The organism is Micromonospora humidisoli (assembly GCF_016900955.1).
In the GTDB taxonomy this organism is placed as follows: domain Bacteria; phylum Actinomycetota; class Actinomycetes; order Mycobacteriales; family Micromonosporaceae; genus Micromonospora; species Micromonospora wenchangensis.
Window position 1 is genome coordinate 526,031 of the sequence record NZ_JAFEUO010000005.1, and the last position, 15,870, is coordinate 541,900.

The window sequence follows — 15,870 nt, forward strand, 5'->3', positions numbered from 1 at the left end:
CGTCACGACAGCGATGTCGCCACGCCGGAAGGGACACCTCCCGTGAAATCCGATCACCCCTCCGTACTCGCCCGACTGGGGTCGATCCCCCGTCGTACCGCAGCCTTCGCCGTCGCCGGACTCGCCGTGCTGTCCATGGTGGTGGCCGCTGTCGGCTGGGGCGCGGCCGAGGCCCGCGACGACGACCTGACCGGTCGGCCCGTCTCCCAGGAGCACCTGACGACCATCCAGGCCGCCGCCCGCTCGTGTCCGACGCTCACCCCGGCCCGGCTGGCCGGTCAGCTGATGGCCGAGTCGGGTCTGGACGGTCGGGCCGACCGGACCGCCTCCGGCGGGCAGGGCATCGCCGGTCTCGACGCCGCCGCGTGGAAGGCGTGGGCACCGTGGCCCGGGGCGGAACGCTCCGACCCCGCCGCCAACATCCTCGCCCTAGCCCACCTGATGTGCGACCTCAGCGGCCAGGTCCGGCTGGCGGACGTCCCGGGTGACACCTGGCGGCTCTCGCTGGCCGCGTTCCACACCGGCCTCGACGAGGTACGCGACGCCAAGGGGGTGCCCACCGACGCGGTGAAGTACGTCGACCAGGCCAGCGGGTACGCCGCCTACTACGCCAAGCTGACCGCGTTCGGCGGTTCCGGCCAGCCCCGCCCCAGTTCCGGCGTCCAGCAGCCCAAGGCGGTGCCCGGCAACTACACGGCACTCGTCGTGCGGGCCGGTTCGGTCTGCCCCGAGGTGACGCCGCCGCTGGTCGCGGCGCAGATGATGGCGCTGTCCGGGTTCGACGCCAACCTGCTCGGCCCGGAAGGACAGCGGGGCGTCGCGCAGTTCCGATCCGAGGTGTGGCAGGCGTACGGCCCCGCCGACGCCTCGGCCTGGGACCCGCAGGCGGCGATCCCGGCGGCCGGCACCGCCCTGTGCGCCCTGCACAAGGAGCTGTCCGGGCTGGAGGGCGACCCGTCGCTGCTGGCGCTGGCCGCGTACCGCAACGGCCCGGCCGCCGTCCGCCAGTCCGGCGGTGACCTGGACGCCGGGACGCAGGCGTACCTGCGGACCGTGCGGGAGCACACCGACTACTACACCCTCGACAACCGGCTGCGGCCGGCACCGCCGTCGGCGTCGCCGTCGCCCAGCCCGACCGGGACGCCCCCCGCGTCGCCGTCGCCCAGCCCGAAGGGCAGCTCGGACGCCCCGCCGCCGCCCGCGAGCCCGTCGGCCAAGCCGGCGGCGGCACCGACCCGACCGGCCGGCACCAAGCAGCTCGTGGGCAAGGAGACCGGGCTGTGCGTCACCGCCGGGACCAGCGACGGGGTACGGGCGGTGCTGAACAAGTGCCGGGAGGAGCGGTCTCAGTGGTGGGACTTCCGCTCCGACGGCAGTGTCCGGGCCAACGGGCTCTGCCTCGACGTGGCCTGGGGTGAGAAGAAGGACGGCACCCCCGTGCAGGTCGCCGTGTGCAGCGGCAACCCCGCCCAGAAGTGGGAGTGGATCGAGTACAACGGCCGCACCTCCCTGTTCAACCGGGAGACCGACCGCTGCCTGGACGTCGACGGGCACGGCGTCGGCGCGCCGATGATGTCCTGGATCTGCGTGTTCAACCCGAAGCAGACCTTCACCCGGCGGTAGCCGACCTGGCCGGCGGGCTCCGGTGGGCCATCATGGTCCGCCGGAGCCCGCCGCCTGTGGGCCGCCGTAGCCGGGCGCTGGCGTCAGCGGCCCGGCCCGGCGTCAGCGGCCGGGCCGGTGTTCCGGGCCTCAGCCGGCGAACCGGCGGCGGCGCAGGCGCAGGCCGAAGACCACACCGACGCCGCAGAGCAGCGCGACACCGAGGATGACGGCGAGCGCCGCGCCGTTGTTGCCCTGCTGCTGGCTGGCCACCTGGTTACGGTCGTCCACCGCCACCGACACCGAGGCGGCCGGGTTGATCATGCCGGAGCCGTACCTGGCGTCGGGGGCCGTGCCGATCGCGTCGGCGGTGCTGCGGATGCGCTCCTTGACCTGGGCGGCGGTCAGGTCGGGCTGGGCCGCCCGGATCAACGCCGCCTGCCCGGCGACGAACGCGACGGCGAACTCGGTGCCGGTGTTGCTGACCGCCTTGCCGCCGCCCACGCCGAGGCTCGCCACGTCCACCCCGGGCGCGACCACCTCCACCCCGCCCTCCACGTACTGCTCGGCGAGCTGGTCGCCGGCACCGACGCCACCGGTGAACAGCAGCGCCCCGCCCCCGGACCGGCCGGCCGGGGACGGCGGCGTCACCGCCTTGGTCGGCGCACCGGCCACCAGCAGGACGTCGTGGTCGAGGGCGGTGGCCACGGACGACGCCACCGCCGGGTCACCGAGGTCGACGTGCGAGCCGACCGCGACGACCGACGCGCCGGCGCTGACCGCCACCTCGATGGCGTTCGCCGCGTCGGCCGCCCGCGCGGCACCCGAACCGCGCACCACCCGTACCGGCAGGATGGTGGCGTCCGGCGCGATGCCCACCGGGCTGCCGTCGACGCTGCTGTCACCGGCGATGATGCCCGCCATCGCGGTGCCGCTGCCCAGGCAGTCGGTGTCCCCCCGCCCGTTGCCGACGGTCACGTCCGCGCCGACCGCCACCCGGCCGCTGAGCTGCTGCACGCTCGCGTCGACCCCGGTGTCGACCACCGCCACCTTGACCCCGTTGCCACGGGTCAGGGTCCAGGCGCTGTCGGCGGCCATCCGCAGCTGCGCCCAGTCCGACCGGCTGCTCGACCCGGTGGTGGCGGTGCACTTCGGACCGGTCGCGCCCGGTCGGGGGCTGCCGCCCGTCCGGGTCGGGCTCGGAGTCGGGCTCGGGCTGACGGCCCTGGGCGTGGGGTCGGCCCCGCCGGAGGGCCGGGCACTCGGGGTGGGTCGCTTGCCGGTCGGGAGCTGGCCGTACTTCACCCCCTCGCCGGCCGCGTCCCAGGGCAACACCAACTGCCAGCCGGCCTTCAGGCTGCCCGGGTCGGTCAGCCGGGACCCGTCGGGCTGCACCCGGCCGGTGTTGAGGTGGTAGATCTCCGCGGACCGTTCGCCGCTGCCGAGGAACCGCCGGGCGATCGCCGTGAGGCTCTCCGGCTGGCCCTGGTACTGCGCCGCGACCACGTAGTACTTCACGTACGGCTGTGGATCGTTGGCGGCCCTCGCCGCAGCCGGCCCGGTCGGCGTCATCAGCACGCAACCGGCCATCACCACCGCGAGCAGGCGGGCAAGGATCGAGCGCTTCGCCAGCACTGGGTGTCCCCCTTCAGTCACCATGGCCGAGCGTCACCGGCCTTCACCGTCTATTGCGGATGAGCGGCCGGTCCGTTCAAATCAATCTGAACCAGATTTCCATGATCCTCGTCATGAGGTCAGCCGAGGGTACCGGCCGCCGATGACGGGAACATCTCCTCGGGCCGTCCCCCGGTGGGGACGGGTGACCGGCAGGCGGACGTCCACCGGCGACGGTGGCGACGAACGACGGCCGGACGATCAGGTGCCGGTGGAGACGAAGGTGGGGCGGCGGTGAACGGGCTCGGGCGCACGGCGGAGCCGGTGGGCGGCAACGGCTTGGACCGGGTGCCGGCCACCCGCCGGTTCGACGTGCGCCGGCACCGCCGCATCGCCGGCCTGTACGACCTCTGGCTGGCCTCCGGTCCCGGCGGGCGGCTGGTGGTGCCCACCGCCCCCGGCCGGCCGCTCGACGCGCGGGCCGTCGCCACCCTGGTCCGGCACGGCGCGGACGCGGCACAGGACGTCCGGATCCTCGCCGACGACGGGGCCCGGCACCTCGACCTGTTCACCGAGGTGGCCGGGCTGCTCGGGCACGACGTGCTGGTCAGCCCGGACGGCTCGGACATCAGGCACGCCGTCGACCGGTCGACCACCGGGCCCGCCCGGCCGGCCGCCGACAGCGGGCCACTGGACGCGGTGCCACTGGACCGGGTGACCCGCCAGCCGATGGACTGGCTCGTGCTCCAGCCGCCGGACCTCGCCACCTCGCTGCCCGGCTGGTTCGCGGTGGGCGACGGGCTGGTCCGTCCCCGTACCGGGGTGGTGGGCCTGCCGCTGCCGGACGGCCTCGCCCTGGCCACCCGGGCCGACTTCGTGACCAGGCGGGCCACCGCGCACCGGCTCGGCGCGTCGACCGGGGTGGTCACCGTCGCCGTCACCGCCCGCTCCGGCGGTTTCCTGGTCGGCACCTACAGCGGCACCCAGGACGTGCACAGCGGCGGGCAGCTCGCCGCGCTCCTCGGCGACCTGCCGCTCTACGGCGCCGACCTGCGGCTCTGGTTGACCTGGCCGTCCGACGCCGACGAGCAGGCCCGGCTCGTCGCGGAGGTGGTCGAGCTGGCCGAGACGACCGGGGCCACCGTCTGGACCCCACCTGCGGGCGGCCGGGCCGAGCTGATCGACGACCGGCGTGACCTGCGGGCGTTCGACCCGACGGGCGCGGTCGCCAGGTGGCAGGCACACCGACCGAGGTACGCCGACGGCCCGTCGACCCTGGACGCGACCCCCGAGGGGCTGCTGGTGTCCCGGCTGGTCCGGGAACGGATCGTGGTCGCCTCACCCACCACCGGGGGCGTCGACGCCGAAGCGGCCGACGGCCACCGGGCACCGGCGCGCGCCGACGACCCGGCCCCCGGACCGGACGGCACCGACGCGTCCCTTCCGACCGACCCGGCCGACCCGGCGTCCCGTACGCCGGTCGACGACGCCGGGGCGGCTGAACAGCCGGCCACGCCCCTCCCCCGGCCCGCCCTGGTCACCGAGAGCCGCCGCGCGGCCGACTACGGTCCACCCTGGTTGCGGCGCGGCCAGCAGGTCAACGCCGCGACGTTCGAGGCGTACGTCCTCGTCGAGGGTGACCCGGCGCGGGCGGTCAGCGACGGGGTGCCCGGCGTCGAGTTGTTCGTGGCCGCGTTCCTCGACCCCCGGTCCGCCCCCGCCGGCAGCGACCTGCTGCGGGTGCGGATCTCCCCCGGCGGCGCGATCCCGATGGCGGTCCTGCGGGCCCACGTGCCGGCACGGTTCAAGTACGTCCTGGGCAGCCCCGACACCTACCTGCTGCCGGCCGCCCGGCTGGACCGGGTCCGGCTGGTGGGCGGATTCCGCTCGGACGGGTTCAGCCGCCTGCTGCCCACCGTGGACGCCGACGGCGAACCCCTGCGGATCCGGCCGGCACCCACCAACCGGTCGGTCGCCGGGTTGCCGAACGACGTCCGCCGCTGGCCCGGCTTCGGCACCCGGCAGGCGTACGCGCTGCTGCCGGCCCGGTCCCGGGGGCTGCCCCGGGGCTGGCTGCCGCTCTACCAGCAGCGGCCGGTGGCCCGGCCGGGCCGGTTGCTGGTGGAGGTCCGGGTGCCGGCGGGACGCACCGTCGACGTCGGGGCCACGCACACCATGCTGGCCGGGTTGACCCTGGTCGGGAGCAGGGTGGACCGGCTGCACCGGGCGGGGGTCGACCTGGTCCTCGGCAGCCGCTCGTACGACCGGATCGTGGTGCAGCGCGCCTACCGGGCGCAGGCGGGCGGCTGGCAGCGGATCGGGGAGGTCACCCCGGGGCCGCTGCCGTCCGCCGCCGCCGGCCTTCAGTCCGCCGTACCGGCCCGGGTGGTGGACCCGCCGTCGACCGTGGACACCTGAACCGACCACCGGCCGGCCGGCACCGGTCCGATCACCACCGGCACGCACCGCCCGCCGGTGTCCGTGGCGAGTCGCCGTGCCCCGGCCAGTTCCGCACCGGCCAGGCCGGGGGTGAACACCACGTACGGCGCGGGCGGCTCGGCGTCGGGGGCGGTCGCCGTCGGCAGCCCCGACAGGGTGCGGCACCCCTCCGGGGCCTGCCCGCCGAGCACGTCGCCCACCGTGGCCACGCCGATCCCGCCGGCCCGCAGCCGCCCGGCGAACAGGGCGGCCGTGCGCCGGCAGTCGTCGGTGTCGCCGACCAGGGTGAGCACGTCGGGTGCCCGCCCCAGGTCGACGTGTAACCGCCACGGTCCCCGGTGGCCCAGCACCAGGGGCAGGGTCGCCGGGGGCGCGGCCTCGTCCGGGCCGAGCCAGGCGTACGCGGGCGCACCCCGGCCCGCCGCGACCCCGACCAGCCGGACCCGGATCGGCCCGAGTTCGGTCTCCAGCTCGGTGCTCAGGTACGGGACCTCGTTGCCGGTCGGCACCGCCGGGCGTGGCAGCTCCGCCCCGGCCGGCACGTCGGCGGGCCCGACGGAGGCCACCGCGGCCGGTGCGACGGCGGCACCGGTCGGCGGTGGCGTCGGGGCCGGCGGCGGTGGGACGGCCGGGCGGTCGACCGTCGTCGGTCGGGGTGGTGCCGACTGTGGTGCCCGGGGCGGCCAGACCGGCTTCGCGGGCAGCCCGCCCACCGTCGCCGGGGGGCCCGCCACCTCCGGTACCGCCACGGCGGTTCCCGGTCCCGGCACCGCGGCCGGTCCCGGCGCTACGGTCGGTTCCGGCGCTACGGTCGGTTCCGGCACCGCGGCCGGTCCCGGCGCTACGGTCGGCTCCGGCGCTACGGTCGGTTCCGGCACCGCGGCCGGTCCCGGCGCTACGGTCGGCTCCGGCACTGCGGCCGGTCCCGGCAGGGAGACCGGCTCCGGCGGGACTGTCGGTTCCGGCCGGACCGACGCCTGTGGGCTCGCGGTGGCCGGCAGTGGTTCCGGTGCGGCTGCCGGGGACGACGCCGGCAGGGCGGTGGGCCCGGTGACAGTGGGCCGGGCGGCGGTGGGCCGGGCGGCGGTGGGCCGGGCGGCGGTGGGCCGGGCGGCGGTGGGCCGGGCGGCGGTGGGCCGGGCGGCGGTGGGCCGGGCGGCGGTGGGCGGTGCCGGCAGGACCACCGACGGCGGCGGAGGCAGCATCGGCGGGGTGACCGCCGGCGGGGCCGGTCGTCGGGCCGGTGCCATGACCGGCCTGGTGAGCGGCGGGGCCGGCGGGGGCGACGGCGGTGCCGGCGGCGCGGACGGTGCGGGCGTCGGTCGGGTGACCGGAGGCGGGCCGGTGCCCACCTCGGCGGCCACCGGCCCGGCGGCGAGTTCGGCGGGGGTCGGGGTGTGGTGCCGCTGCGGCGGCCACGGCCCGTCGTCCTCCAGCACCAATCGGCGGGGCCCGCTTCGACGCAGCAGCAGCACTGCCACGGCGGCGAAGAAGACCGCCAGCAGCCCGGCGCCGACCCGGATCAGTAGCGGGTCCAACCCGCCGCCGGCCTGTGGGGGGTCGGGGGGCCGGGCGACCGCCCTGGTGCTCGCGACGACGGTCCCGGCCGGACGGGAGGGCGCTGCGGACGACGGGGCCACCGTACGCGGGGTCGAGGCGGGGCGGGTCGAGGCGCGTGGGCTGGGGCTGACCGGGGCCGGTGACCGTGGGCCCAGTTGCGGCAGCCGGCCGATCCGTACCCCCTGGCCCTGCGCGTCCCTGGGCAGCACGAGCCGCCAGCCGGGATGCAGGACCACCCCGTCGGTGAACGTCTCGCCGTCGGGCTGGACCCGGCCGACGTTGAGTTCGACGATCTCCCGGAACCGGTTGCCGTTACCGAGGGTGCGCAGCGCGATGGCGTAGAGGTACTCCCGTTGCCCGTCCACGGGTGGCCCGACCACGTAGTACCGACCGGTTTCGGCCGGCACCGCATGGACCGGCCGCACCGCACCCAGCGGCTGCGCCACGCCCGCCGCCTGCGTCGGCTGTGCCGCCACGAGCAGCGCGATCCCGGCCAGCAGCACCGTGACAAAGGCCCGCCGCATCCCCACCATCGCTTTCCACACCCTTGGTCCCACCGACATCCTCCCGTCCCGGCCCCCTTATACGAACCGGGGTGCCGACGGTTCAACGCGAGCCGGATCGTCCTGCCCGGCGGGCGGCGGTGCGTACGGGTGCCGTCGGGTCCGGCTGGCGGCATGCCGCCCGCGCGCACCGCGTCCGACGGTCATGCCAGGATGTGGCGATGTCGTACCCCCCTCAGCCGTCGTACCCGTCCGCGCCCGGCCCCGCGCCGTTGACCGCCTACCCGCAGCCGATCCCCCCGCCGCCGGGGCACGCGGTGCTGGCCGTCTCGGTCAACCGGGGCCCGTACCTGGTGCCCGTCCCGTCCACCAGCCGGTTCAAGGTCGACGGACGGGTGGTGCCGATCCCCGGCGAGGGGACCTGGTACGTGGCCGTGCCGGCCGGCGCGCACGACATCCGCTACACGGACTTCATGGGCATCCCGATCGTCACCACCGCGCTCACCGTGCAGCCCGCGATGGTGTACCCGCTGTCGTTCCGCTTCGGCGGTTGGCGCAACCGGGTCCACGACGGGCAGGGCACCGACGTGACGAAGTTCGGCATGTGGTCGAACTACAGCATCCTGCTCGTCACGCTGGCCGTGCTGGGGGTGCTCTGCTGCGGGGGCTTCGGCCTGCTCAGCACGCTCTCGACCTCCCCCTGAGCCGGTCCGGGGCCGGTCGGTCCCCCGGGGCGGGGTGGTCACCGGCCGCAGGCGGGGTCGCGGCCCGGTCCCGGGTGCGTTGGATCAGCACCACGCTGACCAGCACCAGCAGGGCGGTGCCGAGGGTGGCTGGCGCGACGTGCTCGCCGAGCAGCAGGGCCGACCAGAGCAGGGTGAGCACCGGCTGTCCGAGTTGGAGCTGGCCGACCCGGGCGACGCCGCCCCGGGCCAGACCCGCGTACCAGGCGAAGAAGCCCAGGAACATGGAGACCACGGTCAGGTAGCCGAACGCCGTCCAGGTGCCGGTGTCCGCCCGGGGTGGGTGGGCCACGGCGGCGACGAGGGTCGCGGCACCGGTGACCGGCAGTGCGTAGAGCAGCGCCCAACAGATCGTCCGGGCGCCGCCCAGTTGGCGGGCGAGCGCGCCGCCCTCGGCGTACCCCAGGCCGCAGAGCAGGACCGCGACGAGCAGGAACAGGTCCGACGGGGCCGGTGCACCGTGCACCGCGCCACCGACGGCCAGGAAGGCCAGCACCGCCACCAGGCCGACGCCGCTGGCCAGCCAGAACGCCGGCGGGGGCCGTTCGCCGCTGCGCAGCACCGCGAAAACAGCGGTCACGGCCGGTAGCACGGTGATCACCACCGCGCCGTGCGCGGCGGTCCGTTCGGTCAACGCCAGCGAGGTGAACAGCGGGAACCCGACCACCACGCCGAGGGCGACGACCGCCAACCGCCGCCGCTGCACGCGGGTGGGTCGTGGCCCGCCGGTGCCGCCCAGATAGGCCCCGGCCAGCAGGGCCGCGCCGACGGCCCGGCCGAAGGCCACGAACCACGGGTCGAGCTGCTGCACCGCGACCCGGGTGGCCGGCAGCGACATGCTGAAGGCGAACACGCCCAGCGCCCCCAGCGCGAGACCGGTCAACCGGTCCACTGTTACCGTGCGGGACGCAGTAGCACTACCATGCTCTCTCATGAATAACGATAACGCAGCCGATCGCGTTATCCACGATCTGCGTCGGGCGGCGGCTGCCGCCGCGCCGGGCGACCGGCTACCGTCGGTGCGGGAGCTGACCGCCCGGCACCACGCCTCGCCGGTGACCGTCGCCGCAGCCGTCCGGCACCTGGTGGCCGAAGGGCTGATCGAGGCGCGCGCCGGCCGAGGCACCTTCGTGGCCGCCGTCGCGCCCCCGCAGCGGCCCGCCGCCGACGTTTCCTGGCAGACCGTGGCGCTCGGCCCCCGCCGACCCGGCGAGGACGAGATGCAGGCGCTGCTGGCGCTGCCGCCGGCCGGGGCGATCCCGCTCTCCGGCGGCTACCTCGACGCCGATCTCCAACCCGACGCCGCGCTCGGTGCCGCGCTGACCCGCGCCGCGCGGCAGCCCGCGTCCTGGCAGCGCGGCCCGACGTCGGGCCGGGCGGATCTGCGCGCCTGGTTCGCCCGGGATGCCGGGGGCGGGCTGCGCGCCGAGGACATGGTGATCTGCTCGGGCGGGCAGGCGGCGCTGTCGTCGACGCTGCGGGCCCTCGCCGCGCCCGGCGACACGCTGCTGGTGGAGTCCCCGACCTACCTGGGCGCGCTGGCCGCCGCGCGGGCCGCCGGGCTGCGGGTGGTGCCGGTGCCCGCCGACCCCGACGGGGTACGCCCCGACCAGCTCGCCGGCGCGTTCGCCCGGACCGGCGCCCGGTTGTTCTACTGTCAACCGTTGTACGCCAACCCGCACGGTGCGACGCTCGCCCCGCACCGCCGGGCCCTCGTGGCCGACGCGGTACGCGACGCCGGAGCGTTCCTGATCGAGGACGACTACGCCCGTGACCTCACCATCGACGGGTCGGCCCCACCGCCGCTGGCCGCCGACGACCCCGACGGGCACGTCGTCTACCTGCGGTCGCTGACCAAGTCCGCCGCCCCCGGATTGCGGGTCGCGGCGATCGGCGCACGGGGTCCGGCCGGCCACCGGCTGCGGGCGGCGCGGCTGCTCGACGACCTCTTCGTCGCCGGGCCGCTGCAACAGGCCACGATGGAGTTCGTCACCGCGCCGGCCTGGAAGCGGCACCGGCGGGCCCTGCGTTCCGCGCTGCACGCCCGCCGCGAGGCGTTGCTGGGCGCGCTCCGCCGGCACCTGCCCGCCCTCGCCGGGCAGCCGGTCCCGCGCGGCGGGCTGCACCTGTGGGTCCGGCTGCCGGAGGGCACCGACGACGTCGCGGTCGCCGCCGCCGCAGCCGCAGCCGGGGTCGTCGTCTTCCCCGGCCGTCCCTGGTACGCCGCCGAGCCCCCGGCCCCACACCTGCGCCTGAGCTACGCCTGCGCCCCGCCCGAGGTGATGGACGAGGCCGTCCGGCGGCTCGCCCGGGTCCTGCCGGCCGCCCGCCCCGGACGCCGGGACGCCGACGTCACCGCAGCCGGCGGGCGGTGAACCGGGCCGGCGGGTCGGCGATGGCGTCCTGGGCGGCGACCAGCTGGATCTCCCGGGTGCCCGCCACGAGGGTCCGCTCCAGCACGGTGAAGACCGAGGCGATGGTGCGTTCCAGCGCGAGCGCCGGCGAGCCCGTCGTCCGCAGGTGGGCCAGGTAGAGCGCGGCGGTGACGTCGCCACCGCCGTTCGGGTTGATCGGCAGCAGCGGTGTGGTCACCGCCCAGGCACCCTCGTCCGAGACGGCCACCACCTCCAGCGAGCCGGCCGGCACGTCGTCGTGCAGCACGCTGGTCACCAGGACGTCCCGGGGCCCGGTGGCGCGGACCACGTCGACGGCGTCCAGCACGGCGGTCAGCGAGGTGGTCGTCCGGCCGGCGAGGAAGTCCAGTTCGAAGTGGTTCGGGGTGATGATGTCGGCGCGCGGGACCACGACGTCGCGCAGGTACTCCGGGATGCCGGGCCGGACGAACATCCCCCGGCCGGTGTCGCCCATCACCGGGTCGCAGCAGTAGACCGCGTCCGGGTTGGCCGCCCGGACCCGGTCGACCGCGGCGAGGATGACCGCGCCCATCGCCGGGTCGCCCTGGTAGCCCGACAGCACCGCGTCGGCGGTGCCGAGCACCCCCCGGTCGGCGATGCCCTCGATCACCTCGGCCACGTCGGCCGGGGCCAGCAACGGCCCGCGCCACGCGCCGTAGCCGGTGTGGTTGGAGAAGTGCACGGTGAGCACCGGCCAGACCTCGTGCCCGAGGCGCTGGAGGGGGAACACGGCCGCCGAGTTGCCGACGTGGCCGTAGGCGACGGAGGACTGGATGGACAGGATCTTCACCGGATCATCATGGCTGTTCCCCCTGACAGCCCGGGTACGGGCCCACCGATTCACCCCCACTGCCGGGTCGGGATTCACCCCACTGCCGGGCCGGAAGGCGCGGTTGCGGCCGGTCCCGCGCGGCGCACGCGGGGTCGGCCGCAACCGCGCTCAGGTCAGGTCGAGGGTGTACTGCGCGGTGTGCACCTTCCCGTCGACCTGGAAGTCGAAGAACGCCCGGTAGCGGCCCGCGCTCGGTGCGGTCAGCCAGAACCGCACCGTCCCGTCCACCAGTTCCTGGTCGGGGTGGACGTGCACATAGCCCAGGTCGCCCTCGCGTACCACCACCAGGTGCCCGTACGCCCCCAGGTAGCGCTCCAGGCGGGCCGGGTCGACGCCGTCGAGCCGGAAGGACAGCGGCACGGTCACCCCCACCGTGGGGCTGCCGCCCATCGTCACCGTGAACGGCCCGGCCGTCGACTGCGAGGCGGCCGGCGGCAGCGGGACCGGGGCGTGCGCGCCGGGCACCTGGTGGTCGACTCCCAGCACCAGCGGGACCGTGGTGCCGTCGACGCCGGTCACGGAGAAGTCGGCATAGATCCGGTAGCCACCGGGCCGGGTCAGCGTCAGCGGGACGCTCCAGGTGCCGTCCGAGGTCATGGTCGGGTGCAGGTGCTGGTATCCGCTCAGGTCCCGCCCCACCACGACCAGGTGCAGCGGCTTGTCGTGGACGACCGCGAACCGGGTCGCCGGTTTGCCGTCCGCGCCGACGATGCGGAACCGGTAGTCGGCGCGGACGCCGGCCGGTTGGGTCCGGGTCGTCGGCTGCACGGTGTAGCCACCGGCGTTGACCGACAGCCCGGTCACCTGCGCCTGGGCACCACCGGCGTCGCCGGGATGGGTGTGCGCCCCGGTGCCGGGCCCGTGCTGGTGCCCGTCCCCGGCCGAAAGCGCCGCACCGGTGGCCGGCGGGGCGGCGGTGGTGCCGTCGGCGGGTCGCGCGCCCGAGCCGATCCGGCCGAGCCCGAAGCCCGCCAGCAGGGCCACCACCAGCCCTCCGACCAGCAACGCGAGACCCGTGTTGCCCAGTCGACCCCCGGCATTCGGCGCGGCAGCGGCGGATGCCGTCTCGTCGGCGGCGGACGTCTCGGCGGATGCCGTCTCGGCGGCGGCGGGTGCCGTCTCGGCGGCCCCGGAGGTCGCTTCGGCGGACCCCGCCCTGGCCGTGACCGTCCCCGCCGCCGTGGCCGGAGCCGCCCCGGCGGGGAGTCGTCTCGCCTTGCCGGAGGCCGGGGCAGCCTTACCCGAGGCCGGGGCAGCCTGGGCCGCAGCCGGGACCGCCTGGGCCGAGGCCGCGCCGGTCCTGGCGGGGGTCGTCACCGGGGCGGTGACCACTGCACGTCGGGCGGCGGCGGGACGGGCCGTCTTCCTGCCACCGCCCGTCGTCCCACCACCCATCGTCTTCGACCGGTTGACCCGGCTGCCGCCCCCCGACCGGGCGGCAGTCCGCCCGGGGCGGGGCCGACCGGCGGGCCGGGTGGCGGGCACCGCACGACGCCGCCACGCCGCGAAGCCGACGGCCGCCGCGACCAGCGCCGCCCCACCGGTCCAGGCCAGCCATCCGAGGCCACCTCCGTCGTCGGGGGCGGCGGCCGTCGGGGTGGCCGGGGCGGCGGCGGTCACCGGTGCGGTCGGCACCGCGGACGTTGCCTGGCCGGGGGCGTGTCCTGAGGTGGCGTGCTGTTCGGCGGCGGCCACCAGCGCCGGGTCCGGCTGGTCGACCGGGGGCTGCCAGCCGGCCGGCGCGGCGGTCGGGCGTCCGGTGTAGCGGAAGGTCATGGTGCCCCGGACCGGCTCGCCGTCGGAGGCCACCGACAGGTAGCTGACCGCGTACTGGCCGGCCGCCGGCAGGTGGGCCAGGGTCACCACCGCCGGGTAGCCGGTGCTGTACTCCTTCGGCTCGAACGTGCCGTTGACCAGCAGGTACTCCCGGACCGGCTTGTCCAGGGGACGGGGTGCGCCCTGCCGCCAACCGTCGTCGACCCGGCCGCCGCCGGGCCCGGTGACGGTGAAGTACGCGTTCGCCGCGACCTGCTCGGTGAAGTACAGCTCCACCGTCGTCAGCGGCTCGGCCACCGTGGCGTTGGCCGCCGGGGTGGACATCGCCAGCGTGCCGTGCGCCTGTGCCGCAGTGGTGGGTAGCAGGACCACCGCCACCGCGAACACGAGGGCGAGCAGGCCGGCGAGGGTACGCCCGGCGGGTCCGGTGGCTGGAGGGGGACAGCGCATCGGATCATCCTCACGAAGAGCGGACTTCAATCAATAGTTCACTAACTTTTTACGCAGATAGCAAAAGTTTTGGCTATGGCGTCCCAAGCTGAGGTCAAGATGATCAAAACTCGGTCACGGCTGTGCACCACGTGCCCGGCCGGTCACGGTGGGCCTGCCGTCCCGATCCCGGTACGGATGATCCGCCGACGCCTCCCGTCCGTACCAGTGGGCGGGGGTGACGCCGGGTATGACGTACGCTCACCCGGGACCTACTACACCCCGTCGTTACCGTTGCCGGACGACGACGGGGGCAGGCAGGCGGCAGAACCGGACACGGAGGTGGCGGGTGGGCGACGACGACGCGGAGGTCACCGCGTGGGCGCTGGCCGCCGGTCGGGGTGACCGGGAGGCCGCGGCCCGCTTCATCCGGGCGACCCAGCAGCACGTACGACGGTTCGTCGCGCACCTGATCAGCCCAGCCGAGGCCGACGACCTCACCCAGGAGACGTACCTGCGGGCGATGCGGTCGCTACCGTCGTTCGCCGCCCGTTCGTCGGCCCGCACGTGGCTGCTCGGCATCGCCCGCCGGACCGCCGTCGACCACGTCCGGGCCGCCACGTCCCGGCCGCGTACGGTGCCGCTGTCCGAGTGGCACGACACGCCGGACACCCGGGGCAGCGGCTTCGACGGCGAGGTGGTCCTCAACGACCTGCTGCTGGCCCTGCCCGCCGACCGCCGGGAGGCGTTCGTCGCCACCCAGGTCCTCGGCCTGTCCTACGCCGAGGCGGCCGAGGTGTGCGGCTGCCCGGTCGGCACCATCCGGTCCCGGGTCGCCCGGGCCCGCGAGGATCTCGTCGCGGCGGTCGAGGGGAATCCCCAGGCGATCCGCCGCCGGCCGGGAAGCGCCGCCGGCTGACCGACGACCCGGGCCGCGACCTGGCCCGGGAGAGGTTACGGGAACCATCACGCCCTGCCGGCCGACTACCTGTACATGGGGTGTGAGCAGTGGCGGGAGATCCTGTCGGCACAGTTGGACGGCGAGGAGACCCCGGCCGAGCGGATGGCGGCGGACGCGCACCTGGACGGGTGCGCGGACTGCCGGATCTGGTGTGACCAGGCCGCGACGGTGGCCCGACGGTCCCGCCTGACGCTCTCCACCGCCGACCGCTGCGACCCGGCCGTCGGCACACCCCGTCGGCTACGGTCGACGACCGCCACCCCGGCAGGGCCGGCACCGGTGGGCACTGCGGCCCGTCCGGATCTCGCCGACGTCGTGCTGGCCGCGCTCCCCGCCCGCCGCCGGCTGCGGGACCGGCTCGTGCCGGGCCTGCGCGCCGGGCTGGCCCTCATCGGCGCCCTGCAACTGGTGCTGGGGCTGACCCAGGTCGGCCGGGGCCCGGCCGCCGGGCACGCCCACGGGGCGCTCGACACGCTGGCGTCCGGGCATTTGTGGCACGAGTCGGCCGCGTGGAACATCGCTGTCGGCGCGGGTTTCCTCGTCGTGGCCGCCCGACGCACCCCGACCGGGGGGCTGCTGCCGATGTTGAGCGCCTTCGTCGGCGCGCTCGTGCTGCTCTCGGCCAACGACCTGGTCACCGGCCGGGTGGAGCCGACCCGGCTGGTCAGTCACGGGTTCCTGCTCACCGGTTATCTGATCGTGGTCGCGCTGTCCCGGCCCCGGCTGCGGCCGGACGGCCCGGCGGGACGCGGCCGGGGTGACCGGCCCGCCTGGCGGCTGCGCGCGGACGACGTACCCACCGCCACCCCGACGTTGCGCCTGTTGCCGCCGCACCCGGGCACGGCGCGGACCCGCGACCGGTCGGCCGCCTGACCCGGACGCCGCCCGGCCGGCACGGCACCGCCTCCGCAACCCGGCGACGTCAACCGGTCCGCCAGCGGGACGGCCGACACGGCGGTCGGGTCACCCGGGAGAGGACAATCCCGACCGGCCGGAA

11 protein-coding genes are annotated in these 15,870 nt (G+C 76.0%); 6 read left to right on the top strand and 5 right to left on the bottom strand.

What is annotated here, in order from left to right; all coding sequences use genetic code 11:
* The first annotated feature begins 42 nt into the window (after nt 1-42).
* Complete coding sequence (locus JQN84_RS21000) at nt 43-1,623, top strand: ricin-type beta-trefoil lectin domain protein (protein ID WP_307821371.1); 1,581 nt, start codon at nt 43-45, stop codon at nt 1,621-1,623.
* Nucleotides 1,624-1,752: 129 nt separating this feature from the next.
* Here JQN84_RS21000 and JQN84_RS21005 read toward each other — a convergent pair whose 3' ends face one another.
* Nucleotides 1,753-3,237: a S8 family serine peptidase gene (locus JQN84_RS21005; protein ID WP_204960207.1), complete on the bottom strand. Its 1,485-nt coding sequence runs from the start codon at nt 3,235-3,237 to the stop codon at nt 1,753-1,755.
* 273 nt (nt 3,238-3,510) lie between these two features.
* Here JQN84_RS21005 and JQN84_RS21010 point away from each other — a divergent pair, with 273 nt between their 5' ends.
* Nucleotides 3,511-5,634 (top strand): hypothetical protein, encoded by a 2,124-nt coding sequence (locus tag JQN84_RS21010; protein WP_204960208.1) that lies wholly within the window; start codon nt 3,511-3,513, stop codon nt 5,632-5,634.
* Here JQN84_RS21010 and JQN84_RS21015 read toward each other — a convergent pair.
* The gene (locus JQN84_RS21015) at nt 5,580-7,748 is read right to left on the bottom strand and encodes a hypothetical protein (RefSeq protein WP_204960209.1); all 2,169 of its coding nucleotides are present in this window, start codon (nt 7,746-7,748) and stop codon (nt 5,580-5,582) included. The genes JQN84_RS21010 and JQN84_RS21015 overlap by 55 nt on opposite strands.
* 191 nt (nt 7,749-7,939) lie before the next feature.
* Here JQN84_RS21015 and JQN84_RS21020 point away from each other — a divergent pair, with 191 nt between their 5' ends.
* On the top strand, nt 7,940-8,422 hold the full coding sequence (locus JQN84_RS21020; protein ID WP_204960210.1) for a hypothetical protein: 483 nt from the start codon (nt 7,940-7,942) through the stop codon (nt 8,420-8,422).
* Here JQN84_RS21020 and JQN84_RS21025 read toward each other — a convergent pair.
* Entirely contained in the window at nt 8,397-9,353 is a 957-nt protein-coding gene (locus tag JQN84_RS21025) for a DMT family transporter (RefSeq protein ID WP_307821373.1), read from the bottom strand. The two genes, JQN84_RS21020 and JQN84_RS21025, sit on opposite strands and share 26 nt — an antisense overlap.
* A gap of 40 nt (nt 9,354-9,393) precedes the next feature.
* On the opposite strand from JQN84_RS21025, the gene JQN84_RS21030 reads away from it, so the two are divergent.
* Nucleotides 9,394-10,836 (top strand): aminotransferase-like domain-containing protein, encoded by a 1,443-nt coding sequence (locus JQN84_RS21030; RefSeq protein ID WP_204960212.1) that lies wholly within the window; start codon nt 9,394-9,396, stop codon nt 10,834-10,836.
* Here JQN84_RS21030 and pdxY read toward each other — a convergent pair.
* Together pdxY and JQN84_RS21040 are read right to left on the bottom strand one after the other, a co-directional pair.
* Complete coding sequence (gene pdxY / locus JQN84_RS21035) at nt 10,814-11,665, bottom strand: pyridoxal kinase PdxY (protein ID WP_204960213.1); 852 nt, start codon at nt 11,663-11,665, stop codon at nt 10,814-10,816. The two genes, JQN84_RS21030 and pdxY, sit on opposite strands and share 23 nt — an antisense overlap.
* A gap of 150 nt (nt 11,666-11,815) precedes the next feature.
* Nucleotides 11,816-13,933, bottom strand: coding sequence for a copper resistance CopC family protein (locus tag JQN84_RS21040; RefSeq protein WP_204960214.1), 2,118 nt, complete (start codon nt 13,931-13,933; stop codon nt 11,816-11,818).
* 328 nt (nt 13,934-14,261) lie between these two features.
* On the opposite strand from JQN84_RS21040, the gene JQN84_RS21045 reads away from it, so the two are divergent.
* Both JQN84_RS21045 and JQN84_RS21050 read left to right on the top strand, forming a co-directional pair.
* On the top strand, nt 14,262-14,831 hold the full coding sequence (locus JQN84_RS21045; RefSeq protein WP_281898015.1) for a sigma-70 family RNA polymerase sigma factor: 570 nt from the start codon (nt 14,262-14,264) through the stop codon (nt 14,829-14,831).
* A gap of 75 nt (nt 14,832-14,906) precedes the next feature.
* Nucleotides 14,907-15,746, top strand: coding sequence for a zf-HC2 domain-containing protein (locus tag JQN84_RS21050; protein WP_204960216.1), 840 nt, complete (start codon nt 14,907-14,909; stop codon nt 15,744-15,746).
* Nucleotides 15,747-15,870: the final 124 nt, after the last annotated feature.